At 70.4% G+C, this 25,047-nt stretch carries 20 protein-coding genes; 12 read left to right on the top strand and 8 right to left on the bottom strand.

From position 1 onward, the window contains the following. Positions 1 to 3 precede the first annotated feature (3 nt). The 3 genes from minE to TthTMY_RS03625 are packed head-to-tail and all read right to left on the bottom strand — an operon-like array spanning position 4 to position 1,330. Positions 4 to 225, bottom strand: a complete 222-nt coding sequence (gene minE, locus TthTMY_RS03635) for a cell division topological specificity factor MinE (RefSeq protein WP_096412543.1) — start codon at positions 223 to 225, stop codon at positions 4 to 6. Then, a complete protein-coding gene (gene minD / locus TthTMY_RS03630) occupies positions 225 to 1,028 on the bottom strand; it encodes a septum site-determining protein MinD (RefSeq protein WP_096412540.1) in 804 nt (267 codons plus the stop codon). Before minD ends, minE begins: the two co-directional genes overlap by 1 nt. Beyond that, positions 1,025 to 1,330 carry a winged helix-turn-helix transcriptional regulator gene (locus TthTMY_RS03625; protein ID WP_223903422.1) on the bottom strand — a complete coding sequence of 102 codons (306 nt, stop codon included), beginning with the start codon at positions 1,328 to 1,330 and terminating at the stop codon, positions 1,025 to 1,027. The genes minD and TthTMY_RS03625 overlap by 4 nt, the downstream gene beginning before the upstream one ends. A gap of 81 nt (positions 1,331 to 1,411) precedes the next feature. Between TthTMY_RS03625 and TthTMY_RS03620 the strand changes: the two genes are divergently transcribed. From TthTMY_RS03620 to TthTMY_RS03610, 3 genes are read left to right on the top strand one after another with little or no spacing between them, the layout of a single operon-like run. Then, positions 1,412 to 1,549 (top strand): hypothetical protein, encoded by a 138-nt coding sequence (locus tag TthTMY_RS03620; protein WP_008631345.1) that lies wholly within the window; start codon positions 1,412 to 1,414, stop codon positions 1,547 to 1,549. Positions 1,550 to 1,558: 9 nt separating this feature from the next. Next, positions 1,559 to 3,103 carry an acyl-CoA mutase large subunit family protein gene (locus TthTMY_RS03615; RefSeq protein ID WP_223903421.1) on the top strand — a complete coding sequence of 515 codons (1,545 nt, stop codon included), beginning with the start codon at positions 1,559 to 1,561 and terminating at the stop codon, positions 3,101 to 3,103. Between the two features lie 8 nt (positions 3,104 to 3,111). Then, positions 3,112 to 3,498 carry a nuclear transport factor 2 family protein gene (locus TthTMY_RS03610; protein WP_096412537.1) on the top strand — a complete coding sequence of 129 codons (387 nt, stop codon included), beginning with the start codon at positions 3,112 to 3,114 and terminating at the stop codon, positions 3,496 to 3,498. Positions 3,499 to 3,629: 131 nt separating this feature from the next. Here the strand turns inward: TthTMY_RS03610 and acs (TthTMY_RS03605) are convergent, their stop codons facing one another. Continuing rightward, a complete protein-coding gene (gene acs / locus TthTMY_RS03605; RefSeq protein ID WP_223903420.1) occupies positions 3,630 to 5,576 on the bottom strand; it encodes an acetate--CoA ligase in 1,947 nt (648 codons plus the stop codon). Between the two features lie 131 nt (positions 5,577 to 5,707). Here acs (TthTMY_RS03605) and TthTMY_RS03600 point away from each other — a divergent pair, with 131 nt between their 5' ends. Continuing rightward, positions 5,708 to 8,245 (top strand): AMP-binding protein, encoded by a 2,538-nt coding sequence (locus tag TthTMY_RS03600; protein ID WP_223903419.1) that lies wholly within the window; start codon positions 5,708 to 5,710, stop codon positions 8,243 to 8,245. Continuing rightward, complete coding sequence (gene acs / locus TthTMY_RS03595; protein WP_096412534.1) at positions 8,223 to 10,106, top strand: acetate--CoA ligase; 1,884 nt, start codon at positions 8,223 to 8,225, stop codon at positions 10,104 to 10,106. Before TthTMY_RS03600 ends, acs (TthTMY_RS03595) begins: the two co-directional genes overlap by 23 nt. A gap of 63 nt (positions 10,107 to 10,169) precedes the next feature. Here acs (TthTMY_RS03595) and secA read toward each other — a convergent pair whose 3' ends face one another. Both secA and tsaD read right to left on the bottom strand, forming a co-directional pair. After that, positions 10,170 to 13,163, bottom strand: a complete 2,994-nt coding sequence (gene secA, locus TthTMY_RS03590) for a preprotein translocase subunit SecA (protein ID WP_096412531.1) — start codon at positions 13,161 to 13,163, stop codon at positions 10,170 to 10,172. A gap of 118 nt (positions 13,164 to 13,281) precedes the next feature. Then, positions 13,282 to 14,253, bottom strand: a complete 972-nt coding sequence (tsaD, locus tag TthTMY_RS03585; protein WP_096412528.1) for a tRNA (adenosine(37)-N6)-threonylcarbamoyltransferase complex transferase subunit TsaD — start codon at positions 14,251 to 14,253, stop codon at positions 13,282 to 13,284. A gap of 35 nt (positions 14,254 to 14,288) precedes the next feature. Between tsaD and TthTMY_RS03580 the strand changes: the two genes are divergently transcribed. Genes TthTMY_RS03580 through TthTMY_RS03570 form a run of 3 tightly spaced genes read left to right on the top strand, consistent with a single transcriptional unit; the run spans position 14,289 to position 16,249 of the window. Further along, entirely contained in the window at positions 14,289 to 15,599 is a 1,311-nt protein-coding gene (locus TthTMY_RS03580; protein ID WP_096412527.1) for a vWA domain-containing protein, read from the top strand. A 7-nt stretch (positions 15,600 to 15,606) separates the two neighbouring features. Continuing rightward, entirely contained in the window at positions 15,607 to 16,032 is a 426-nt protein-coding gene (locus TthTMY_RS03575; protein ID WP_096412524.1) for a DUF1999 family protein, read from the top strand. Positions 16,033 to 16,039: 7 nt separating this feature from the next. Continuing rightward, a complete protein-coding gene (locus TthTMY_RS03570) occupies positions 16,040 to 16,249 on the top strand; it encodes a heavy-metal-associated domain-containing protein (protein WP_096412521.1) in 210 nt (69 codons plus the stop codon). Here TthTMY_RS03570 and TthTMY_RS03565 read toward each other — a convergent pair. Then, a complete protein-coding gene (locus TthTMY_RS03565; RefSeq protein ID WP_096412519.1) occupies positions 16,246 to 16,569 on the bottom strand; it encodes a heavy metal-binding domain-containing protein in 324 nt (107 codons plus the stop codon). The genes TthTMY_RS03570 and TthTMY_RS03565 overlap by 4 nt on opposite strands. Before the next feature lie 17 nt (positions 16,570 to 16,586). On the opposite strand from TthTMY_RS03565, the gene TthTMY_RS03560 reads away from it, so the two are divergent. Genes TthTMY_RS03560 through dnaG form a run of 4 tightly spaced genes read left to right on the top strand, consistent with a single transcriptional unit; the run spans position 16,587 to position 23,537 of the window. Beyond that, a complete protein-coding gene (locus TthTMY_RS03560; RefSeq protein ID WP_096412516.1) occupies positions 16,587 to 18,773 on the top strand; it encodes a DEAD/DEAH box helicase in 2,187 nt (728 codons plus the stop codon). 5 nt (positions 18,774 to 18,778) lie between these two features. Continuing rightward, on the top strand, positions 18,779 to 19,180 hold the full coding sequence (locus TthTMY_RS03555; protein WP_096412514.1) for a hypothetical protein: 402 nt from the start codon (positions 18,779 to 18,781) through the stop codon (positions 19,178 to 19,180). 2 nt (positions 19,181 to 19,182) lie between these two features. Further along, entirely contained in the window at positions 19,183 to 21,792 is a 2,610-nt protein-coding gene (locus TthTMY_RS03550; protein ID WP_172844685.1) for an AAA family ATPase, read from the top strand. Further along, positions 21,765 to 23,537: a DNA primase gene (gene dnaG, locus TthTMY_RS03545; protein ID WP_223903418.1), complete on the top strand. Its 1,773-nt coding sequence runs from the start codon at positions 21,765 to 21,767 to the stop codon at positions 23,535 to 23,537. Before TthTMY_RS03550 ends, dnaG begins: the two co-directional genes overlap by 28 nt. Here dnaG and malQ read toward each other — a convergent pair. Continuing rightward, complete coding sequence (gene malQ, locus TthTMY_RS03540) at positions 23,534 to 25,036, bottom strand: 4-alpha-glucanotransferase (RefSeq protein WP_096412507.1); 1,503 nt, start codon at positions 25,034 to 25,036, stop codon at positions 23,534 to 23,536. The two genes, dnaG and malQ, sit on opposite strands and share 4 nt — an antisense overlap. Between the last annotated feature and the right edge of the window lie 11 nt (positions 25,037 to 25,047).

The following is a 25,047-nucleotide window of genomic DNA, read 5'->3' as shown; positions in this document are numbered from 1 at the left end:
CCGCTAACGCAAGGGGATGTCCGCCACCAGGACCATCTTCTCCCCCCGCTCCTCCAGGGCCACGGAAAGCCCCTCCTCCTGGGCGGGGAAGTAGCGGCGGAGGACCTCCAAGAGGTCCCGCTTGAGGCTTTCCACCATCCCCGGGGAAAGCCGCGCCCGGTCGTAGGCCAGCACGAGCTTGAGCCTTTCCTTGGCCTTCTCCTTGCTCCCCCTGCGCCACCACATCACCGACCCCCAAAGAGGCGCTTCAGCACCCCGAGAAGCCCCTGGGCGTCCTCGAGGGCGCGGAAGGGCACCTCCTCCCCCCGGAGGCGCCGCGCCGTGTCCATATAGGCCTGGGCAGCCGGGCCCGTCCCCTTCAGGACCAAGGGCTCTCCCTGGTTGGTGGAGACGATCACCTGCTCGTCCTCGGGGATGATGCCGATGGGCCTCAGGCCCAGGATCTCCACCACGTCCTCCACGGAGAGCATGTCCCCCCGGGCCACCATCCTGGGGCGCAGGCGGTTGATGACGAGGAAGTTCTCCCGCACCTCCCGGGCCTCCAAGAGGCCGATGATCCGGTCGGCGTCGCGAACGCTACTGACCTCGGGGTTCACCACCACCAAGGCTCCCTCCGCCGGAGCGGCCGCCGTCTGGAAGCCCTTCTCTATCCCGGCCGGGGAGTCAATGAGCACCCGGTCAAACCCCTCCTCCTCCAGGAGGGCCCGCACCACCTCCTTGAACCGCTCGGGGTCCAGGGCCTCCTTGTCCCTCGTCTGGGAGGCGGGAAGGAGAAAGAGGTTCTCCACCCGCTTGTCCCGGATGAGGGCCTGCCGGAGCCTGGCCCGGCCCTCGAGGACGTCAATGAGGTCAAAGACCACCCGGCCCTCGAGGCCCATGACCACGTCCAGGTTGCGGAGGCCCACGTCCACGTCCACCACGGCCACCTTTTCCCCAAGCTTGGCCAAGGCGGCGCCGAGGTTGGCGGTGGTGGTGGTCTTCCCCACCCCGCCCTTGCCGGAAGTCACCACGATGGCTCGCGCCTTCACCGTACCTCCTCCAGGGTTTCCACCACGCGGTCCAGCTCCATCAGAAACTCCAAGACCCGCTTGCCCCTAGGCGTGAGGCTGTATTCTACCCGAGGCGGCACCTCCGCGTAGGCCCTTCGGTCCACAAACCCCATGAGGTGGAGCTCCCTGAGCCTCTCGGCCAGGGTCCGGGGGGAAAGATGGAGGACGGCCTCGAGGTCGGAGAACCGCGCCGACCCCTTGCCCAAGGCCCAGAGCACCTCCGAGGCCCCCCTCCGGGCCAGGACCTTCAGCACCTTGCGCGCGCCCTTGGAAAGGCCCATGCCCCGATGGTACCAAAACGCTTCCCTCCCTGAAAGCCACGCCCTTGTCCCCTAAGGCCTTCCCGGTATAGCCTTGGAGGGATGCGGGGCGAACCCAAGCCCGACTGGAAGGACTTCCTGGCCCTGGTGCTGGCCGCCTACAGCCTCCTCCTCCCTCCCCTCCTCGCCGTCCTCGGGGCCCTCCTCCTCTTCACCCTCCTCCTCGGCCTCCTGCGGTAAAACTAAGGCATGGAAGGCCTCTTTGAGTCCCTCCCCGAGGGCTACCGGGAGAAGCTCGGCCGGCCCGGAGAGTACCCCTTCACCCGGGGGATCTACCCCCGGATGTACCTGGAAAGGCTCTGGACCATGCGCCAGTACGCGGGCTTCTCCACCGCCGAGGAGTCCAACGCCCGCTACCGCTACCTCCTCGCCCAGGGCCAGACGGGGTTATCCGTGGCCTTTGACCTCCCCACCCAGCTCGGCCTGGACCCCGACCACCCCATGAGCGTGGGGGAGGTGGGGCGGGTGGGGGTGTCCATCGCCACCCTGGAGGACATGCAGAGGCTCTTTGACGGCATCCCCCTGGACCAGGTCTCCACCAGCATGACCATCAACGCCCCGGCCATGATGCTCCTCGCCCTCTACCTCCTCGTGGCCGAGGCCCAGGGGGTGCCCTGGGACAAGGTCTCGGGGACGGTGCAGAACGACATCCTGAAGGAGTACTTCGCCCGCGGCACCTACATCTACCCCCCCGGCCCCTCCATGCGCCTCGTGACCGACATCTTTGCGTTCTGCGCCGAGCACGTCCCCAAGTGGAACACCATCAGCATCTCCGGCTACCACATCCGCGAGGCGGGGGCCACCGCCGCCCAGGAGATCGCCTTCACCCTGGCGGACGCCAAGGCCTACGTGCGGGCCGCCTTGGAGCGGGGCCTGGACGTGGACCGCTTCGCTCCCAGGCTTTCCTTCTTCTTCGCCGCCCACGGGGACATCTTTGAGGAGGCCGCCAAGTTCCGGGCGGCCAGGCGCCTTTGGGCGAGGATCATGCGGGAGGAGTTCGGGGCCAAGGACCCGAAAAGCTGGATGCTCCGCTTCCACACCCAGACCGGGGGCTCCACCCTCACGGCCCAGGAGCCCCTGAACAACGTGGTGCGCACCGCCTACCAGGCCCTGGCGGCGGTCCTCGGGGGGACGCAGAGCCTCCACACCAACGCCTACGACGAGGCCCTGGGCCTGCCCACGGAAAAAAGCGCCCTCCTCGCCCTCCGCACCCAGCAGATCCTGGCCTATGAAAGCGGGGTCACCCGGGCCATAGACCCTCTAGGGGGAAGCTTCTACGTGGAGCACCTCACGGACAAGCTGGAACGGGAGGCGGAGGCGATCCTGCGGGAGATTGACGCCCTTGGGGGCGCAGTGGCCGCGGTGGAGGCGGGCTACTTCCAGAGGGCCATTGAGGAGTCCGCCTGGCAGTTCCAGAAGGAAGTGGAGGAGGGCAAGAGGGTAATCGTGGGGGTGAACCGCTTCTTTGACCCCAATAGCCCCCTGAACGAGCCCGTCCCCGTGCAGCGGATTGACCCCGAGCTTCACGAGAGGCGCAAGCGGGAGCTCGCCGCCTTCAAGGCCAAGCGGGACGGGGAAAGCGTCCGCATTGGTCTGGAAAGGCTAAGGGAGGCGGCAAAAGGCCAGGAGAACCTCTTCCCCTACGTCCTGGAGGCCTTCCGCCGCCGGGCCACCCTGGGGGAGGTCTGCGGGGTCTTGCGGGAGGAGTGGGGCGAGTACCAGCCCCCCCGGTGAGGAGGGCCATGGAAGGCGAGGCCGAGCTCTGGGAGTTCCTGGAGAGGCACCTGAGGAGCATCTACGAGGGCGACTGGGCCACGTACGAGGCCACCACCCACGAGGAGCTTTCCCTCTACGAGTGGTTCGTGACCCCCCACCGCCTGGACGGCCTCCCCTTCCACCGCTTCATGGTGGAGAAGAACTGGGCCACGAGGGGCCGGCCCTACCGCCTGGACCTCCTGGAAAAGCGCCTCCAGCGCTATGGGGACGTGGCCATCTTCAGCTACACCCTCCTCCTCACCGTGGAGGAGGAAGGGGGGCTAAGGCACCGGGCGGTGAACGAGAGCCGGGTGGCGGTGCGCTTCCCCGAAGGGTGGAAGGTGGTGCACGTGCACAAGAGCCCGGCGGGGTGAAGGCCACCCCGCCGGGGCGCGGTGCCCGTACTAAGTGGCTGCACGTTGATTTCGCGACACGGGTTGCCCGAAATAAGGCTTGGGAAGGTCCTTTTGGGGCCCCCACCGCGGCTTTCGCCGCGGTGGGGTACTTAGGCCCCCTCCTTCAGCCGCTCCACCACGGAGCGGTCCTCGAGGGTGGAGGTGTCCCCCTTGATCTCCTTCTCCCCGGCGGCGATCTGCCGGAGAAGGCGGCGCATGATCTTGCCCGAGCGGGTCTTGGGCAGGGCGTCGGTGAAGCGGACCTCGTCCGGGCGGGCGATGGGGCCGATGACCTTGGCCACGTGGGCCCTGAGCTCGTCCTTGAGGGCGTCCGAGGGGGTGTGCCCCTCCTTCAGGGTCACGAAGGCCACGATGGCCTCCCCCTTCACGGGATCGGGCCTCCCCACCACCGCCGCCTCGGCCACCGCGGGGTGGGAGACCAGGGCCGACTCAATCTCCATGGTGCCCAGGCGGTGCCCGGCCACGTTCAAGACGTCGTCCACCCGGCCCAGGATCAGGTAGTAGCCGTCCTTGTCCCGCCGGGCCCCGTCCCCGGTGAAGTAGACCCCGGGGTGCTGGCTGAAGTACTGCTTTAGGAAGCGCTCCGGGTCGCCCCAGACGGTGCGGAGCATGCTGGGCCAGGGGCGGGTGATGCAGAGGTGGCCTCCCTCGTCGGGGTTCTCCACGGGGCGGTGCTCGCCGTCCAAAATCTCGGGCACCACGCCGAAGAAGGGCTTCCCGGCGTGCCCCGGCTTCATGGCGTGGGCCCCGGGCAGGGTGGTGATCATGATGCCCCCCGTCTCCGTCTGCCACCAAGTGTCCACGATGGGGCAGCGGCCCTTGCCGATCACGTGGTAGTACCAGAGCCAGGCCTCGGGGTTGATGGGCTCCCCCACGGTGCCGAGGAGCCTCAGGGAGTCCAGGCGGTGCTTGCCCGGCCAGCCCTCGCCCCACTTCATGAAGCTGCGGATGGCGGTGGGGGCGGTGTAGAAGACGGTCACCCCGTACTTGTCCACGATCCGCCAGAAGCGGTCGGGCTCGGGCCAGTTGGGGGCCCCCTCGTACATCACCGTGGTGGCCCCGTTGAGGAGGGGCCCGTAGACCACGTAGGAGTGGCCCGTGATCCAGCCCACGTCGGCGGTGCACCAGTAGACGTCCTCGTCCTTGAGGTCAAAGACGAGCTTGGTGGTGTAGTAGACGTAGGTCATGTAGCCGCCCGTGGTGTGCAAGACCCCCTTGGGCTTCCCCGTGGAGCCCGAGGTGTAGAGGATGAAGAGGGGCTCCTCCGCCTCCATGGGCTCGGGATCGCACCGGTCGGAGGCGGCCTCCATGAGCTCGTGCCACCAGTGGTCCCGGCCCGGAGTCCAGGGCACCTCCTCCCCGGTGCGACGCACCACCACCACGTGCTCCACGCTCGTGGCGTCCTTTAGGGCCTCGTCGGCGTTCTGCTTGAGGGGGACGATCCCGCCCCGGCGGAAGCCCCCGTCGGCGGTGATGAGGACCTTGGCCTCGGCGTCCTTGATCCGGTCCGCGAGCGCCCCGGCGGAGAAGCCGCCGAAGACCACGGAGTGGACGGCCCCGATCCGGGTGCAGGCGAGCATGGCGATGGCCGCCTCGGGGATCATGGGGAGGTAGATGGTGACCCGGTCCCCCTTCTTCACCCCCAGGCGCTTGAGGACGTTGGCGAACTTCTGCACCTCGCGCCAGAGGTCATGGTAGGTGAGGACCCTCTCCTCCCCCGGCTCCCCCTCCCAAACGATGGCCGCCTTGTTGCGCCGCCAGGTCTTCACGTGCCGGTCCAGGGCGTTGTAGGAGAGGTTGGTCCTCCCCCCCACGAACCACTTGGGGTGGGGCAGGTCCCCTTCCAGGACCTTCCGCCAGGGTTCAAACCAGTGGAGCTCCGAGGCCACCCGTCCCCAGAATCCCTCGGGGTCGCGGACGCTCTCCTCGTAAAGGCGCTGGTACTCCTCCTCGCTCTTGATGTGGGCCTGCTTGCGGAACTCCTCGCTGGGGTAAAAGACCCGCTCCTCCTTGAGCACCGACTCCAGCCTGTCCATGCCTCCCTCCCTTACCTTGAAGGGTAGGCGCGGGACCAGGCGGGGTCAAGAAAGCGGGGTTTTTGCGCCATGCCCCAAAGAGGGCGTTTCTTGACCCGGCGCCTGGAGGGGTGGGAAGATAAGCTCAACCCATGGCGCGCAAGCGGGGGCTTTCCACCGTGCAGCAGGCCCTGCGCCTCTTGGCCTACCTGGCGGACCACCCGGAAGGGGTGGGGGCGAAGGAGGTGGCCCGCCTCCTGGGAAAGAGCCTCTCCTCCGCCTACGCCCTCCTCCACAGCCTGATGGAGGAGGGCTTCGTGGTGAAGGAGGAAGGGGGCTTCCGGCTCGCGCGGCAAAAGCCCGTCCCCTTGGAGCCCACGCCCTTGGAGGAGGCCTTGGAGGAACTCTACCTGCGCACCCGGGAGCGGTGCTACCTCGCCCTCCTCACCCCCCAGGGGGTGCGGCTCAAGACCCGGGGGCGGCAGGGCCAGCTCCACCCCCTGGGGGAGGCCCTGCCCCCGGAGTGGCACGCCCTGGCCCTGGGGAAGGTGCTCCTCGCCTTCGGGGACTTCCCCCTGCCCCCCCTCACCCCCAAGACCCCCTACACCCTCACCGACCCCCTGGCCCTGGAGGAGGAGCTGAAGCGCGTCCGGGCCTCGGGGCTTGCGGTGGAGATGGAGGAGTACGCCCTCGGGGTCTCCGGGGTGGCCGTCCCCCTCCTGAGCCCGGAGGGGCGCCTCCTCGGGGCCCTGGGGGTCAAGGTGCCCTCGCGCCGCTTCCCCTTCGCCTTCGGCCGCCTGGCCCGGGCCCTGGCCGAGGTGGCCCGGGTCTCCGCCCAGGTCCTGCCCGAGGAGGAGGCCCCCACCCCCCCGCCCGCCCTCCCCGAGCCGGGAAGGGTGGAGCGGATAGACCCCCCCGAGGCCCTCCGCCGCGCCGCCAACCTGCCCGACCCCCGGGCCGCCCACCGGGCGAGCCTCGAGGACCCCGAGGCCTTCTGGGAAGGCTTCGCCCGGGATTTCGCCTGGGAGAGGCCCTGGAAGGCGGTCTTCCGCCGGGAGGACCGGACCTGGTTCGCGGGCGGCCTCACCAACGTGGCCCTAAACGCCCTGGACCGGCACCTCCCGGAAAAGGCCCAGCAACTCGCCCTCCTCACCCTGGACGGGGAAGGGCGGCTTGGGAAGTGGACCTACAAGGAGGTCCGGGAGCTCTCAAGCAGGCTCGCCGGGCTTTTCCGGACCCTGGGGGTGGGGCGGGGGGACAGGGTGGCCCTCTACCTGCCCACGGGCCTCGAGGCCGCCCTCACCGCCTTGGCCTGCGCCCGGATCGGGGCGGTGCACGCGGCCCTGCCCCTGGGCCTGGGCCCGGAGGCCCTGAGGCGGCGCCTCGAGGACCTGAGGCCCCGGCTCCTCGTGGCGGCGGACGCCTACTTCTACCGGGGCCAGCCCGTGCGGGTGCGGGAGGTGGTGGAGGCCGCAATCCAAGGCCTGGACCTTAAGGTCCTCTGGCACGTCCGGGGAAGCCCCGAGTTTCTGGAGCGGCTTTACGAGGCCCGGCCCGCCGAGCCCGAGCCCGTGCCCGCAGCCCATCCCCTCTTCCTCCTTCCCACCTCGGGCTCCACGGGAAAGCCCAAGGGCGTGGTCCACGGCCACGGGGGGTACATGGTGGGGGTCGCCTGGGCCCTCCGGCACGTCTTTGACCTGAAACCGGGGGAGGTCTTCCACACCACCGCCGACCTCTTCTGGATCGTGGGCCACTCCTTCGGCCTCTACGCCCCCTTGCTTCTTGGCGGCACCTCCCTCCTCGTGGAGGACCGGCCCGACCATCCGAGCCCCGGGGCCTTTTACGAGCGCCTGGCCCACCTCGGGGTGGACGTCCTCCTCACCTCCCCTGCGGTGCTCCGGACCCTGAGGCGCCATGGGGAGGCCCGGCCCACGGGGCTCCGCCTGGCGGCGAGCGTGGGCGAGGTGCTGAGCCCCGAGATCTGGCGCTGGACCCGGGAGCACCTGGCCTGGCCCGTGGACAACTGGTGGCAGACGGAACTCGGGGCCCCCGCCTTGGCCACGCCCCCCGCCCTCCCGGCCAAGCCCGGCTACGTGGGCCTCCCCCTCCCCGGGGTGGAGGCCCGGGTGGTGGACGAGGAGGGACGGCCCCTCCCCCCCGGGACCAAGGGGCACCTGGTCCTCGGCGCCACGGGGCCCGCCCACATGGTGGACCTCCGGGGGGGGCACTCCCCCTGGCGGGGAGGCCTCTACTGGACGGGGGACCTCGCGGAGATGGATGAAGAAGGGTACTTCCGCATCCTGGGCCGCACCGAGGAGGTCATCAAGGTGGGCGAGGCCCGGATCGGCCCCGCGGAGGTGGAGGCCGTCCTCCTCACCCACCCCCAGGTGGCGGAGGCGGCCGCGGTGGGGGTGCCGGGGGAGGCGGGGGAGGAGATCGCCGTCTTCGTGGTGCCGCAGGCCCGGGAGTTCCCCGAGGAGCTCAAGCCCCTCCTGGCGGAAAAGCTCAAGGCCCACGTCCTGCGGCACCTGGGCCCTGTTCCGCCCCCCAGGGTCTTCTTCCGGGAACGCCTTCCCCGGACCCGCTCGGGAAAGATCCTGAGGCGGCTCCTTAAGGCGGAACTTCTCGGCCTAGACCCGGGGGACACCTCGGGACTGGAGGAGGACTATGGCGCTGGAAAAGCTCCTTAAGGTTCAGGAACGGCTTTGGGCACCTGAGGACTTGAGGGAGAGGGCGAACCTCCGGGACTACGCGGCGGAGTACCGGAAAAGCCTCGAGGACCCCGAGGGCTTCTGGGGCGCGTGGGCCCGGAGGTTCTACTGGGAAAAGCCCTTTGAGAAGGTCCTGGAGTGGAACCTCCCCGAGCACCGCTGGTTCCTGGGCGGCACCACCAACGCCGTCTACAACGCCCTGGAGCGGAACGTGGAAAGGGGCCTAAGGAACAAGGTGGCCCTCCTCTACCTCGCCGAGGACGGCCGGGAGGAGAAGCTCACCTACGGGGAGCTTTTGGACCGGGTGCGCCGCCTGGCCACGGGGCTTAGGCGCCTCGGGGTGGAAAAGGGGGACCGGGTGGTGATCTACATGCCCCTCACCCTGGAGGGCGTCATGGCCATGCTGGCCACGGCCTACCTCGGGGCCATCCACAGCGTGGTCTACGCCGGGCTTGGGGTCTCGGCCCTGAGGGAGCGCATCCTGGACGCCGGGGCCAAGCTCCTCATCGCCGGGGACGTGAGCTACCGCCGGGGCAAGGGGGTGGACCTCAGGAGCATCGCCGAGGAGGCCATCCGCGACCTCCCCCTCAAGGTGGTCTGGTTCCAGCGGGCCTACAAGGCGGAGCTCCCCGAGGGGCACCACGACTTCCACGAGCTCCTCTGGGAAAGCCCCCCGGAGGCCCGGGCGGAGATGGTGGACGCCGAGCACCCCCTCTTCATCCTCTACACCTCGGGCTCCACGGGGAAGCCCAAGGGCGTGGTCCACGTCCACGGGGGGTACATGGTGGGCACCACTTACCACCTGCGCACCTTCTTTGACGTGAAGGACGAGGACGTCTTCTGGGCCACGAGCGACATCGGCTGGATCGTGGGCCACTCCTACATCGTCTACGCCCCCCTCCTGGAAGGGGTGACCTCCGTCCTTCGGGAAGGGGCCCCCGACCACCCCGACCCCGGGGCCTTCTGGCAGGCGGTGGAGCGGTACCGGGTGAACGTGATGTTCACCGCCCCCACGGCGGTGCGCATGTTCATGAGGTACGGCCCCGAGTGGCCCAGGAAGTACGACCTTAGCTCCTTGCGCCTTTTGGCCGTGGCCGGGGAACCCTTGAACCCCGAGGCCATGAAGTGGGCCTACGAGCACCTGGTGGAGGGGGGCAGGCGGGGGTTCGTGGCGGACAACTGGTGGCAGACGGAGCTCGGCGGCCCCACCATAGGGACGCCCCTCGTCCTCCCCGCCAAGCCCGGCTTCGCCGGGGTGGCCCTCCCCGGGGTGGAGGCGGCGGTGGTGGACGAGGAGGGGAGGCCCGTGCCCCCGGGGCAGGGCGGGCTTCTCGTCCTCAAGCGGCCCTTCCCCCACATGATGCGCACCGTCTGGGGGAACCACGAGCGCTACCTCCAGTACTGGCGGGAGATCCCAGGCGGGGTCTACGCCAGCGGGGACGTGGCGAGCCGGGACGAGGAGGGGTACTTCAGCGTCCTGGGCCGGGCGGACGACGTCTTGAACGTGGCCGGGCACCGCATCGGCACCGCCGATGTGGAAAGCGCCCTGGTCTCCCATCCCGCCGTGGCCGAGGCCGCGGTCATCGGCGTCCCCGACCCCCTGAAGGGGGAGGCCATCAAGGCCTTCGTGGTCCTTAGGCTTGGGCAAACCCCCTCGGAGGAGCTGAAGGAGGCCCTCGTCCAGCACGTGCGCCGGGAGCTTGGCCCCATCGCCACGCCGAGCGAGGTGGTCTTCCTGGACAAGCTCCCCAAGACCCGCTCGGGGAAGATCCTGAGGCGGCTCCTCAAGGCCAAGGAGCTGGGCAAGGACCCCGGGGACCTCTCCACCCTCGAGGAGTAGGCTTCGCCCCGTTGGGCCGCTTTTCCGGGGCCCCATGCTGGCCCGGGCCAGCATGGGGCGGCCTCACCTCTTCCGCTTCTTCTCCTGGCGCATGAGCCGCCGGCGCTCCGCCCGGGAGAGGCCCGGCTGGGGCGGAGGGGTGGCGCGCTTCCTTTCCACCCCGAAGACCTCGGAAGGCTCCGGCTTGGCCTCGGGCACGGGCACGTAAGGCGCCTCCCGCACGGGCCGCACGGGCTCGGCCTCCACCTTGAGGCGGAAGAGGAACTTGGCCACCTCGCTCTTGATGAAGGCCACCATCTCGTTGAAGAGGCGGGTGGCCTCAATCTTGTACTCCTGGAAGGGGTCCTTCTGGCCGTAGCCCCGAAGGAAGATCCCCTGGCGGAGGACGTCCAGGTTGTGGAGGTGCTCCTTCCAGGCGTTGTCCACCACGTTGAGGATGACGAAGCGCTCCACGGCCCGCATGAGGGGCGGGGAAAGCTCGGCCTCGCGGGCCTCGTAGGCCTTGAGGGCGGCCTCCACGAGCCTCTCCACCGCCTCCTCGGCCTTCAAGCCCCTAAGCTCCGCAAAGGGGAAGCCCTGAAGCTGGGGCACGGTGTCCAGGAGGGTGGCCTTGAGGCCCTCGAGGTCCCAGTCCTCGGGGTGGACCTCGGGGTTCAGGAAGTTCTCCGCCAGAGAGGCCACCGTCTCCTCCACCATGCCGATGGCGGCCTCCTTCACCTCCTCGTCCTTGCCGAGGAGGATCAGGCGGCGCTGGGCGTAGATCACCTCCCGCTGGCGGCTTAAGACGTCGTCAAACTGGAGAAGCTGCTTCCTGATGGCGAAGTTCCGGTCCTCCACCCGCTTCTGGGCCCGCTCAATGGAGCGGGTCACCATGGGGTGCTCTATGGGCTCGGAATCGTCAAAGCCCATGCGGTCCAGCATGGCGATGACCCGGTCGGAGGCGAAGAGGCGCATGAGGTCGTCGTCAAAGGAGACATAAAAGCGGCTTCCCCCGGGGTCCCCCTGGCGCCCGGCGCGGCCGCGGAGCTGGTTGTCTATGCGGCGGGACTCGTGCCGCTCGGTGCCGATGATGAAAAGCCCGCCCAAGGCCCGGACCCGCTCCTCGTCCCGCTTGCACTCCTCCCGAATCTCGCGGATCCTTTCCAGAAGCTCCTCCCGGATCCCGAGCTCCTGGGCGAGGGCCCTGGCCTCCTCCTCCTTCCCCGCCACCATCTTCTTGATGAAGAGCTCCACCTTCCACTCGTACCGGTCAAAGCCCTCCTTCTCCAGGAGGGCGGCGGCCAGGTACTCGGGGTTGCCCCCGAGCTTGATGTCCGTGCCCCGCCCCGCCATGTTGGTGGCGATGGTGACCGTCTTGCTCCGCCCCGCCTGAGCCACGATCTCCGCTTCCCTGGCGTGGTGCTTGGCGTTGAGAACCTGGTGGGGGATCCCCTGGCGGAGGACGGCAAGGGTGTGCACCGCCCGCTTCAGGCCCTCCCAGGCCGTCCTGAGGTTCCCCTTGGGCGGGATGAGGGCCTCAAAGGGGGCGAGGTCCTCGTCCTTGAGCTGGGCGGGCCTTTCCAGAAGCTTCCTGAGCTTCTCCCACTCGGGGCCCTGCTGCTTCTGGCTCGCCTTCTTGAAGAGCTCCAGGCGCATCTCCAGCCTGGGGAGATAGAGCCTGGGCTCCTTGAGCATCTGGGAGAGGCGTTCGGACTTCTCAATGCTGATGGTGCCCACGAGGACGGGCTGGCCCCGCTCGTACTTCTCGGCGATCTCCTCCACCACGGCGTAGAACTTCCCCTTTTCCGTCCGGTAGACCACGTCGGGGAAGTCCTTGCGGATCACCGGGCGGTTGGTGGGCACCACGACCACGTCCATCCCGTAGATCTCCTGGAACTCCTTCTCCTCGGTCTTGGCGGTGCCCGTCATCCCCGCCCGCTTCTCGTAGAGGCGGAAGAAGTTCTGGTAGGTGATGGTGGCCAGGGTCTGGTTCTCCCGCTCAATCCGGACCCCCTCCTTGGCCTCAATGGCCTGGTGGAGGCCCTCCCCGTAGCGGCGGCCCGGCATGAGGCGGCCCGTGAACTCGTCCACGATGATGACCTGGCCGTCCTGGACGATGTAGTCCCGGTCCCGGTGGTAGAGCTCCTTCGCCCGGATGGCCTGGATGAGCATGTGGGCGAGCTCCATGTTCTCCGGGCTGAAGAGGCCCTCAATGCCGAGGAGCTTCTCCGCCTTGGCGATGCCCTGGAGGGTGAGGTGGACGGAACGGTTCTTCTCCTCAATGGTGTAGTCCCCCGTGGGCTCCTTGCGCACCCCGGGCTCGGCGGGCAGGCCCCTTTCCAGCTTCTTGGCGATCTCCGCCATCTTGTAGTAGAGGTCGGTGGCCTTCTCCGCGGGGCCAGAGATGATGAGGGGGGTGCGGGCCTCGTCAATGAGGATGGAGTCCACCTCGTCAATGATGGCGTAGTGGAGGGGGTGGTCGTGGCGGAGGACGAGCTGGTCGGGGCTTATGGCCATGTTGTCCCGCAGGTAGTCAAAGCCGAGCTCGGAGTTGGTCACGTAGGTGACGTCGGCGAGGTAGGCCTTGCGGCGCTCCGCCGGGGTGGAGGCGTGCTGGATCACCCCCACGGAGAGGCCCAGGCCCCGGTAGACGGGCCCCATCCACTCGGCGTCGCGCCGGGCCAGGTAGTCGTTCACCGTGACCACGTGGACGCCCTTCCCCGTGAGGGCGTTTAGGGCCACGGCCAAGGTGGCCACCAAGGTCTTGCCCTCGCCCGTCTTCATCTCGGCGATCTTGCCCTCGTGGAGGACGGCCCCGCCGATGAGCTGGACGTCAAAGTGGCGCATGCCCAGGTAGCGCTTGGCCGACTCCCGGGTGAGGGCGAAGGCCATGGGGAGGAGCTCGTCCAGGGAGGCCCCCTTCTCGTGCTTCTCCTTGAGCTCCCGGTAGGCGGCGGCGAGGTCGGGGAGCTTCTCCACCTCGGCCTCGAGGCGGTTCACCGGCTCCACCACCTGCTTGTAGTAGCGGGCGATCTCGCGCTCGTTGTTGTCAAAAAGCTTCCGTATGAGGCCCAACATCCTAAGGCCGATTGTACCCCTTGGGGATGAGAAACCCCTTTACACCCCCACGCAGGCCAAGGCCGGCACGGGAGGCGAAGGGGCCGCTTCCCTTTCCCCCCACCCGCACGGGGCGGCCTCAGGCCTCCTCCAAGGGCCAGTAGGCCGTGGCCCCCAAGGAGAGGGGGCTTGGGGGGAAACCCCTCTGGTGGCGGCGCCAGGCGGCGAGGGCGATCATGGCCCCGTTGTCCTGGGAAAGGCCCCGGGGCGGGAAATGCACCTCTAGGCCCGCCTCCTTAAAGCGCTCCTGGAGCGCCCGGTTCGCCGCCACCCCCCCGGCCACCAGGAGGACCCGGTGGCCCGTGTCCTTCGCCGCCTTTAGGACCACCTCGGCGAGGTGGGCGATGGCCGCCTCCTGGAAGCCCTTGGCGAGGGCGGGCTTGGGAAGGCCCTTCTCCACCAGCTGCAGGGCCTTGGTCTTGAGCCCGGAGAAGCTGAAGTCGTACCCCTCCTGGCCCCTCAAGGGCACGGGGAAGGAAATGGCCTCCTCGGCCTCCTCCGCCAGGCGCTCCACCTCGGGCCCCCCGGGAAAGCCGAGGCCCAAGAGCCTCGCCACCTTGTCAAAGGCCTCCCCGGCGGCGTCGTCCCGGGTGGCCCCGAGGAGGCGGTAGCGGCCGAGGTCCAGGACCTCGTAGAGGTGGGTGTGCCCCCCCGAGGCCACCAGGGCGAGGAAGGGGGGGGTTAGCCCTTCGGGCCAGGCGGCGGCGATGTGGCCCTCCAGGTGGTGGATGGCGTAGAAGGGCCGGTCCAGGGCGAAGGCCATCCCCTTGGCGAAGGCGTACCCCACGAGGAGGGCCCCGATGAGGCCGGGCCCCCGGGTGGCGGCCACGAGGTCCAGGTCCTTTGGCCTAAGGCCCGCCTCGGCCAGGGCCCTTTCCACGAGGAGGGGGAGGGCCTTTAGGTGCTCGCGGCTCGCAAGCTCCGGCACCACGCCGCCAAAGGCCTCGTGCAGGCGCACCTGGCTCGCCACCAGGTTCACCCGCACCTGGCCGTCTTCCACCAAGCCCACCCCCGTGTCGTCGCAGGAGGTGTCAATCCCCAAGACCCACACCGCCTCTACTCTAACAGGGGTAGCCTTAGGGCAGGGTGCTCTGGCTCCTCCTTCCCGTCCTCCTTCTGGTCTACCTCCTCTACCGGAGGCGGGCCCCAAGGGCGAGGCCCTGGGCCGGGGTGTGGCTTTGGAAGAGGGGGCGGGCGAGGCGCTTCCGGCCCCGGCTTGACCTGAGGCTTCTCCTCCTCCTCCTGGGGGCGGCCCTCATGGTCCTCGCCCTCGAGGACCCCCCCCTCGCCCCAGGCCCCTTGGTCCTGGTGGTGGACGCCTCGGCCAGCATGGCCGCAAGGGAGGGGAAGGGAACCCGGCTGGACCTCGCCAAGGAGAGGGTCCTCCCCCTTTTGGAAAGGTCTCCGGAAGCGGTCTTGGTGCGGGCCGGGGAGAGGCCCGAAGCCTTCGGCCCCGCCCCCGGGATCGCCCTAAAGGAGAAGCTCCTCGCCCTGGAGGCCAAGGACCGGAAAGGGGACCTGGAGGCGGCCATCGCCCTGGGGCGGCGGCTCCTTAAGGCCCCGGTGGTGGTGGCCACGGACGGCCCCCCGCCCCCCGGGGTGGAGGGGTACGTGGGCGTGGGAAGCCCTAGGGAGAACCTGGGGATCGTGGCGGTGGCGGCGGGGTTTTTGGCCCTGGGCAACGGCGCAGGCCGCCCCCTCCTGGCCCAGGTGGAGGTGGGGGGGAAGACTTTCCGGATAGAAGTCCCCCCCCGGGGCTACGCCCGCCTTCAGGGCCTCCCCCAAGCCTTCTCCGCCCGGCTCCTAGGAGAAGACGCCCTTCCCCTGGACGACGAGGCCGCCTTCGGCCTAAGGCGCCTCGGGGTGGACTACCCGAGGCTTCCCGCCCTGGAAAGGCTTTTCCGCCTCCTGGACGCCTTCCCTGGAAGCGAGGTCCGGGTGCGCCTCGCCACGCCCCAAGGCGCCCCCGAAGGCCCCACCCTCTACCTCGCCCCCGAAGGGGGAAGCCCCCTTCCCGTCCTCCTCACCGCCCCCCACCCCCTCCTGGAGGGGGTGGCCCTCCTTGGGGAGAGCCTCCCCCCGCCCCCGCCCCCCAAAGGCCCTTGGCAGCCCCTGGCCGAGGGGGAAGGAGGGGTGGGGCTCCTCTACGCCGCGGAAGGGGGGCTCTACCTCCCGCCCCTTGTGGCCGTACAGGACCGCCCCTTCTTTCCCCTTCTCGTCTACAACTTCCTCAAGCCCTACCGGGAGGCGCGCACCGGCCTCCTCGCCCCCGAGGAGACCCTCCTCCCCACCCCCGAGGCGGGCTTCCTCCCCCGAAGCCCGGGGGGAGCGGGCCGCTTCCTCGCCCTCCTCGCCGCCCTGGTGCTTCTCCTCGAGGCCCTGCGCTTTCGGAGATAATGGGGCCATGCGCTTCCGCCCCTTCACCGAGGAGGACCTAGAGCGGCTCAACCTGGTGGCGGGAGGGAGGCCCGTAAGCCTCGGCGCCCTCCGCCACTTCGCCCGCACGGGCCACTCCTTTCTCGCCGAGGAGGGGGAGGAGCCCATGGGCTTCGCCCTGGCCCAGGCGGTGTGGCAAGGGGAGGCCACCACGGTCCTCGTCACCCGGATTGAGGGAAGGAGCGTGGAGGCCCTAAGGGGCCTCCTCCGGGCGGTGGTGAAGAGCGCCTACGACGCCGGGGTCTACGAGGTGGCCCTCCACCTGGACCCCGAACGCAAGGAGCTGGAGGAGGCCCTGAAGGCGGAGGGCTTCGCCCTCGGCCCCCTGGTCCTCGCGGTGCGGGTTCTGGGGAGCCGGGGCGCGCGGGGCGAGACCCGGGGCGTCCTAGAATAGGAGGGGTATGAACCGCGTGCTCATCGGCATCCGGGGGGAGCCCACCCCCGAGGGGATGGAGCGGATCCTAAAGGCCCTGAGGGGCCTGGAAGGGGTGAGCCAGGCCCAGGCCACGGGGCCCGCCCAGGTCCTGGTGGAGTACGACCCCCAGACCCTCACCGTCATGGACCTGATCCGCACCATCCGGGAAGAGGGCTTCCTGGCGGGGATGCTCTAAGGGGCGAGCTTCACGGCGGTGCCGCTCGCCGTCACCATGAGCATGGAGTTCCCCGAACCCAGGACCTCGTAGTCCAGGTCCACGCCCACCACCGCGTCCGCCCCCAGGCGGCGGGCGGCCTCGGCCATCTCGGCGAGGGCGGTCTCCCGCGCCCGGCGGAGCTCCGCCTCGTACGCCCCGCTGCGCCCACCCACGAGGTCCCGGATCTGGGCCAGGAGGTCCCTCAGGACGTTGGCCCCCACGATGGCCTCCCCGAAGACGATGCCCAGGTACCGCTCTATCCGCCTTCCCTGCACCTCCGAGGTCGTGGTGAGGATCATGCCCCCATAATAAGGGGGTGCTGCCCGAGCCGCTTCGGGGCTATTCCAGCTACCGGGAGTGGCTGGAGGCGGAGGAGGAGTTCAAGGGGAGGGTGGTCTTCGCCCGCCTCCTCCCCAAGGCCCCCCCAAGGCCCGCGCCCTACGAGGGGGCCTTCGCCGGGGTCCTCCAGGCCCTGGGCCTCACGCCCTACCTCCACCAAAAAAGGGCCCTAAAGCAGGTGGAGGCGGGGGCCAACGTGGTCCTCGCCTACCCCACCGCCGCCGGGAAAAGCCTGGTCTACCAGGCCCCGGTGTTGCAGGCCGCCCTCGAGGGGGCCACGAGCCTCCTCCTCTTCCCCACCAAGGCCTTGGCCCACGACCAGCTCCGCCGCCTCCGGGCCATGGCCCAGGTCCTGGGGGTGGAGGGCGTCTTCCCCTACGACGGGGACACCCCCTCCGCCACCCGGCGGCAGGCCCGGGAGCGGGGCCTCGTCCTCCTCTCCAACCCCGACATGCTCCACTACGGCCTCCTGCCCCGCCACCCGGACTGGGCCCCCTTCCTCGCCCGGCTCCGCTACGTGGTTCTGGACGAGCTCCACGCCTACCGGGGGGTGTTCGGCACCCACGTGGCCCTGATCCTGAGGCGCCTCCTCCGCCTGGCCCGGCACTACGGGGCCTCCCCCCAGGTCCTCGCCGCAAGCGCCACCATCGCCAACGCCCGGGAGCACGCGGAAGCCCTCACGGGCCTCCCCTTTGAGGAGCTCAAAGCCCAGGTGGCCCGGACGGAGCGGGAACTCCTCGTCCTCCTCCCCAAGCCCTTGGACCGGAGGGGGGAGCGCAGGCGGAGCCCCCTCCTCGAGGCGGCCTACCTGGCCCGGCGCCTGGCGGAGGCAGGGCTCAAGGGGCTCGTCTTCGCCGGGGCCCGCAAGTCGGCGGAGCTCATCGCCCGCTACGCCGCCCACCCCCTGGTGCGGCCTTACCGGGCGGGGTACACGGCCCGGGAGCGCCGCCGCCTGGAGGCGGACCTCAAGGAGGGGCGGGTGCGGGTCCTGGTCTCCACCAGCGCCCTGGAGCTTGGAGTGGACATCGGGGAGCTGGACGCCGTGGTCCTGGTGGGCTACCCGGGTTCCACCGCCGCCTTCTGGCAGCGGGCGGGCCGGGCGGGCCGGGGGGAACGGCGGGCCCTCTTGGTCTACATCCCCCGGGAGGACCCCATGGACGAGTACTTCCTCCACCGCCCCGCCCTCCTCCTGGAAAGCCCGCCCGAGGAGGCGGTGGCGGACCCGCAAAACCCCGTCCTCTGCCCCCTGCACCTCCACGCGGCGGCCCGGGAAAAGCCCCTATCGGCGGAGGAGCTCCTCTGCCCCGAGGCCCGGGCCACCTTAAAGGAGCGGAACGGGCGGTTCTTCACCCCGAAGCCCAACCCCCACCGGGAGATCACCCTGAGGGGCCTCGGCGCCACCTTCACCCTGCGGGGCCCGGACGGGGAGGTGTTGGGCTACCTGGACGAGCGGCAGGCCTACTGGGAGGCCCACCCCGGGGCCATCTACCTGCACCAGGGGGAGAGCTACCTGGTGCGCAACGTGGACCTGGCCCGGCGCGAGGTCTGGCTCCTTCCCGCCCTGGAGGACTACTACACCGAGCCCCGGGCGGAGACGGACCTCGAGGTCCTCTCCGGGGAGGAGGTGGGCCCCGGGGTGTGGGTGGGCCGGGTGGTCCTGAGGGAGCGGGTGGTGGGGTACGTGAAGAAGCGCTTCTACACGGGGAGCGTCCTGGAGGAGGTGCCCCTGGAGATGCCGGAGGTCTCCTTCCCCACGGAGGCGCTCTGGTTCCACCCGCCCGAGGCCGTCCCCGCCTTCCAGATCCCCGGAGGGATCCACGCCCTGGAGCACGCCATGATCGGCCTCTTGCCCCTCTTCGTCCTGGCGGAGCGGCAGGACGTGGGCGGGATCTCCTACCCCTTCTACCCCAGGCCCCTCCCCTCCCCGGGCGGGCCCACGGTCTTCATCTACGACGGCTACCCCGGGGGGGTAGGGTACGCCCGCCGGGCGGCCCGGCGCTTCCCCGAGTGGCTCAAGGCCACCCTGGACCTCCTCCGCTCCTGCCCCTGCGAGGAGGGCTGCCCTCGGTGCGTCCTCTCCCCCAAGTGCGGCAACGGCAACCAGTACCTGGACAAGAAGGCGGCCCTGGCCCTCGCCCTGGCCTTGGCCCACCCCTTAGACTGAGGGGCATGAGGCCTGTGGAGGAAAGCCCGGAGGAGTTCCTGGCCCGCTTCGCCGCCCACCGGGTGGAGGTGAGGCTCTACCCCGAGCCCTGGGGGAGCCCGCTCCTCGAGGTCCAGACCCCGGCGGGGTTCGTCTACGCCATGGACCGGGGCGCGCCCCCGGCCCCGGTGGGGGAAGCGCGGGTCCTCTTCCACGGCCTCGCCCGAAAGGTCGCCCGGGCCCAGGGGAAGGAGGGCGTCTTCCGGGAAGGGGCGGCCTACCGCCTCGTGGGCCCGGCGCGTCCTCTGGAGGAGGGGTTTTACCTCCTTTTGGCCCGGGGGCTTCCCGTGGTGGTCCACTGGGAAGGCCCCATGCCCGAGGAGGCCGAGGTCCTCCTCTGGCCCCCCCTGATGCTCTTCCGGGAGTAAGCGTGCGCTGCGCCTGCGGCCAGAAGAACCCCCCCGAGGCCCGGTACTGCCTGGCCTGCGGCCAGCTCCTCGGGGCGAAGCTTCCCCGGGAGACCCGGTTCGTGAGCGTGGTCTTCTTTGACCTGGCGAACTCCACCGAGGCCTTCCGCCAGGGGCTTTCCCCGGCCTACCGGCGCCTAAGGGAGGCCCTCGAGGAGGCCGCAGGCCGGGCCCGGGCCCGGGGGGGGTTCGTCCACCGCTTCCTGGGGGACGGGGTCCTGGTCTTCTTCGGGGCCCCCAGGAGCCAGGGCCTCGAGCCTTGGCGGGCCCTGGCCGCCGCCTGGGACATGGTCCGGCACTCCCCCTTCCCCGCCCGGGCCGGGGTGGCGAGCGGGGAGGCCCTCTGGGGGCCCTTGGGCAGCGGGTACGCCGGGGAGCCCACCCTCCTCGGCCCCCCGGTGAACCTGGCCGAGCGCCTCTCCAAGCTCGCCGCCCCCGGGGAGGTCCTCACCGAGGCCACCACCCTGCGCCTCGCCCCCGGGGCGGAGGGGGCGCTTCTGGGAAGCCGGGAGGTCAAGGGGATGGGCCAGGTGCCTGTCTACCGCCTGGTCCGGCTTGCCCTGGACCTCCCGCCCCACCGCAGGCCCCTCCTCCAGACCCTGGAGGCGCGCCTTTTTACGGAAAGGCGCCTGGTGGTCCACGGGCCTGCGGGAAGCGGGAAGAGCTTTCTCCTCGAGGTCTTCCGCGAAAGGCGGGCCCGGGGCCTTCCCTTCCCCACGGTGCGGCTTCAGCGCATGGGGCCCGAGATGCCCCTCCGGGCCACCCTCTACCGGGCGGTGACCGAGGCCTTCGGCGCCCCGGAGGCCCTCCTCCGGAACCTCCCCGAGGGCCTGGCCGAAGCTTTGGCCTACAGCCTCGGCCTCGCCCCCAGGCCCCCGTGGGAGAAGCGCGCGCTGGACGAGGCCATCCTCGCCGCCTGGCGGGAGGCCCTAATGGGGCTAAAGACGCCCCTTCTCCTCCTCCTCCAGGACCTCCACTACCCGGACCGCACCCTGGAGCGCTTCCTGGGGCAGATGCCGGAAAACCTCCTGGTGCTCGCGGAAAGCCGCAGGCCCCTCTTCCCCGCCCGCCTCGGCCTGGAGGGCCTCGAGGCCCCGCCCCTCCTCGCCCTCCAGCCCGCCTTGGACGCCCTCCCCGTCCCCGAGCGCACCGCCCTCCTCGCCATGGGGGTCCTGGGGGAGGTGCCCCCCGAGGTGGTGGAGGCCATCGCCGGGCCCTTCTCCCGGGAACGGCTCGTGGCGGAGGGCCTTCTGGTCCACGGGCGCGTCCCGCCCCCCCTCGCCGAGGCCGCGCGGCGCCTCGTCCCCGAGGAGGAGCGAACCCAGTGGCGCCGGCTCGCCGCCAGGCTTCTCGCCGCCCAGGGGCGCCTGGAGGAGGCCGCCCACCACCTGGCCGAGGCGGGCGAGGCCCGGGAGGCCGCCCACCTCCTCCGCGTCCAGGCCCAGGCCCTGTGGCGGGAGGGCCACCCCGACCGGGCCCTCCCCCTCTACCAAAAGGCGGAAGGGCTCGCCCCGCCCGGCTGGCGGGCCTCCTTGGCCGCGGAGGCCCAGGACGCCCTCGCCTCCCTGGGCCGGGCGGAAGAAGCGGCCTCGGGGCCAAGGCGGGAGGACGCTGTGCTTGCCCGCTACCGCGAGCTCCGCGCCCGCCCCGAGGCGGAGGCCCTCCTCGCCCTCCTCCCCGCCCTCAAGCCTTACCCCCTGGAGCAGGCCGAGGCCCGGCTTCTCCTCGCGGGCCTCCTCTGGCGGGCCTTCCGGCCCCGGGAGGCCCTGGCGGTCCTCGCCGAACCCCCCCACCCCGCGCTTCCCCCGGACCCCGTCCTGGAGCACCAAAGCCTCAAGGCGGGCCTCCTCATGGACCTGGGGCGGCACGCGGAGGCCGAGCCCCTCCTCGAGGGCCCCCTCCCCGAGGGCCTCGAGGCCCGGGCCCGCTTCGGCGCCGCCCGCCTCCGCCTCCTCCTGGAGACGGGGAGGCTGGCCCAGGCCCTGGAGGAGGGGGAAGGGCTTTACGCCAAGACCCCCCACCCCTGGATGGCCGCCGCCCTCCTCGGCGCCTGGACCCTAAAGGACCGCTTCCCCGAGGCCCTCTTCCGGGAGGCCCTGGCCCACCCGGACGGCCGGGGCCTCGCCCTTCTGGCCCTGGCCCACCGCCGCTGGCGGCGGGGGGAGGACCCGGTGCCCCTCTTCAAGGAGGTCCTCAAGGAGGCCCGGCGCCTGCCCAACCCTTACCTCCACCACCTCGCCCTCTCCTCCCTGGCCCTCTACCTCTGGCCCAAGGCGCCGCGGAAAGCCCAGGCCCTCTCCCAACACCTCCTCTACCACACCCACAAAACGGGCTTCCTCGTCCACCTGGAGGTGGCCCGCCTCCTCCGAGCCCAGCTCCTTCTGGAAACGGGGGAGCGGGTGGACCACCTTTTGGGCTTCACCCCCTCCCTCCCCCTCACCCGCGCCTGGAAGGCCGCCCTCCAGGGCCAGGAAGCCGCCGAGGACCTGGAGGGGTACGGTATCCTGGGGAGGTGGGTCAGGAGGCTTTGGCGTAGGGGGGCGGCATGGACGCGGGCCAGGCGGTGGAGCTGATCAAGTCCCGCCTCTCCTTGCGGGAGGTGGTCTCCCGCTACGTGGCCCTGAAGCCGGCGGGCCGCGGCCGCTGGAAGGGCCTCTGCCCCTTCCACCAGGAGAAGACCCCCTCCTTCTACGTGGACGAGGAGAAGGGCCTCTTCTACTGCTTCGGGTGCAAGGCCGGGGGCGACCTCTTCGCCTTCGTCCAAAGGGCGGAGGGGCTGGACTTCCCCGAGGCCTTGGAAAGGCTCGCGGAGGAGGCGGGGGTGGAGCTTCCCCGGCGGAAGGCCCCGGAAAGGCGCCGGGAGCTCCTCGAGGTCCTGGCCCTGGCCCAAACCTACTTCCTGGAGCACCTCAACGCCCACCCCGAGGCCCTGGCCTACCTGAGGAAGAGGGGCCTCACGGAGGAGAGCGTGGCCCGCTTCGGCCTGGGTTACGCCCCGCCCAAGGGGGACGGGCTCGTGGCCTTCCTCGCCCGGCACGGGGTGGCCCCGGAGGAGGGCGTGCGGGCCGGGGTGCTGGCGGAGCGGCAGGGGCGCATCTTTGACCGCTTCCGCCACCGCATCACCTTCCCCATCAAGGACGCCTTCGGGCGCATCGTGGCCTTCACCGGGAGGGCCCTGGGGGAGGACGGGCCCAAGTACCTGAACACCCCCGAAACCCCCCTTTTCCGCAAGCAGGAGGTCCTCTTCGCCTACCCCGAGGCCCGGCCCGCCTTGAGGGAAGGCCGGGCCATCGTGGTGGAGGGGCTCTTTGACGCCATCGCCCTGCACCAGCTGGGCTTCCCGGAGACGGTGGCCGTGCTGGGCTCGGGCCTCTCCGAGGGGCAGGCCCTCCTCCTCAAGAAGGCGGGGGTCTTGGAGGTCTACCTGGCCTTTGACGCCGACGAGGCCGGGCAGAAGGCCACCTTGCAGAGCCTGAACCTGGAGCTCGCCCCCAGGTTCCTCTTCTACGCCGTCCGCCTCCCCGCCAAGGACCCGGGGGAGCTCCTCCTCCACCCCGAGGGAAGGGCCCTCTTCCAGAAGGCCCTGGAGGAGGCCCTCCCGGAGGTGGCCTTTCGCTTTGAGGAGGCGAGCCGGGGCCTGGACCTCTCCCGGCCCGAGCACAAGCGGAAGGTCCTCGAGGCCCTCACCCCCAGGATGCTCTCCCCGGAGCCCTTTGACCCCGTGGCCGAACGGCTCAAGGCCCTGGTGGTGGAGCGCCTGGGCCTTTCCCCCAAGAGCCTCGAGGACTACCTGGCGAGCCTTAGGACCCGGGGGCGGCCCGCCCCTCCCCCACCGCCCCCACCCCCCACCCCTGGCAACAAGACCCTCCTTTTGGAGCTGGACGCCATCGCCCTCCTCCTCTCCGCCCCGGAGGAACGCTTCCTGGAGCTCGTGGACCACGTGGAGACCCAGGTCTGGCCCCCGGAGGGTTCCTTCCTCGGGGACTTCCTCGCCCTGGCCCGGAGGGAGCCCCGGCGGGACCACCTCCGCCGCGTCCTAAGCCAGCGGGAGGAAGGAGGAAGGCTCTTTGAGCGCCTGCTCCTCGCGCCCCGGGGGGAGGACCCCAGGCTCCAGGAGAAGCTGGACCACACCCTGGCCCGTTTGCGGGAAGCCTACCTCCAGGAGCGGCTCGCCAAGGTCAAGGCGGCCCTCGCCCAAAACCCCGACCCCCCCACCCTGGAGCGCCTCCTCAAGGAGTACCAGGAGATCCGGGCGGCCATAGAGGCGGAGCGCCGCCTCTACAAGCGGCGCCCCCCTCCTTCGGGCTGGTTCGCCTAGAGCCGTTCCGTGGCCTCGGCCATGGCCCTAAGCCTTTCCCCGTGCTCCGGGGAAAGCTCTCCCGGAAGGAGCCGCCAGGCCCAGTTGCCCGAGGGCCTTCCCGGGTAGTTCATCCGGGCCTCGCTGCCCAAGGCCAGGACGTCCTGCACCGGGTAGACGGCGAGCCGGGCCACGGACTTCATCCCCAGGCGCATCAGGGCCCAGGGCACCTCCTCCTCTTCCCGGAAGAAAATCCCCCAGTCCGCCAAATAGCGCGCCATGAAGGCCTTCTCGTGGGGGGTGGCCGTGCGGTACCAGCCCAGGGTGGTGTCGTTATCGTGGGTGCCGGTGTAGACCACCACCCGGCCGTGGGAAGGGTAGTTGTGGGGGAGGAAGGGGTTTTCCATCCCGTCGTCAAAGGCGAACTGGAGGACCTTCATCCCGGGAAGGCCGAAGCGGTCGCGCAAGGCCTCCACCTCAGGGGTGATGACCCCCAGGTCCTCGGCCAGGATGGGCACCTGGCCGAAAGTTTCCTGGATCTTCTGGAAAAGCTTCTCCCCCGGGGCCTTGACCCAACGCCCCTCCACCGCCGTGGGGCAGCTTGCGGGGATCTCCCAGTAGGCCTCAAAGCCGCGGAAGTGGTCTATGCGCACCAGGTGGAAGAGCTCCAGGGCCTTTTCCAGGCGGCGGATCCAGAAGGAAAACCCCTCCCGCTCCAGGACGTCCCAGCGGTAGAGGGGGTTGCCCCAGCGCTGGCCCGTCTCCGAGAAGTAGTCGGGGGGCACCCCGGCCACCACCGTGGGGCGGCCCTCCTCGTCCAGGTGAAACCACTCGGGGTGGGCCCAGACCTCGGCGGAGTCCTCGGCCACGAAGATGGGCATGTCCCCGAGGATCCGGATGCCCAACGCCTCGGCCTCCGCCTTCAGGGCCCCCCACTGGCGGAAGAAGAGCCACTGGGTGAAGGCGTGGAAGGCCACCTCCTCGGCCAGGGCGCTTTTCGCCTCCCTCAGGGCCTGCTCTTCCCGCTTCCTCAGGGGAAGGGGCCACCGGTTCCAGGGAAGCCCCCCGTGCGCCCCCTTTAGGGCCATGAAGAGGGCGTAGTCCTCAAGCCACCAGGCCTCCTTTTCCCGGAAGGCGGCGAAGTCCTCCCGCTCCTCCGGGGGGGCCTTTTCCTGGAAGCCCCGGAAGGCCTCCTTAAGCGCGGGCCACTTCCAGGCGTAGAGGAGGCCGTAGTCCACCCGGCCTTGGGGGAAGCCGGGGTCTTCCAGGCGCACGTAGCCCCGCTTTGCGAGGGGCCTGAGGTCTACCAGGTAGGGGTTTCCGGCGAAGGCGCTGAAGGACTGGTAGGGGGAGTCGCCGTAGCCCGTGGGGCCCAAGGGGAGGACCTGCCAGTACTGCCCCCCCGCCTCCTTGAGGAAGCGCAGGAAGTCCCGGGCCTCCTGGCCCAGGACGCCCACGCCGTAGGGGCCGGGGAGGCTCGTGGGGTGGAGGAGGAGGCCGAACGCGCGGGGAAGCTCCATGGCCCCAGTAT

Source organism: Thermus thermophilus, from assembly GCF_019974155.1.
Taxonomy (GTDB): Bacteria; Deinococcota; Deinococci; order Deinococcales; family Thermaceae; genus Thermus; species Thermus thermophilus_C.
Note: the sequence above shows the minus strand (reverse complement) of the source record. Positions and strands in the feature narration are given on the sequence as shown.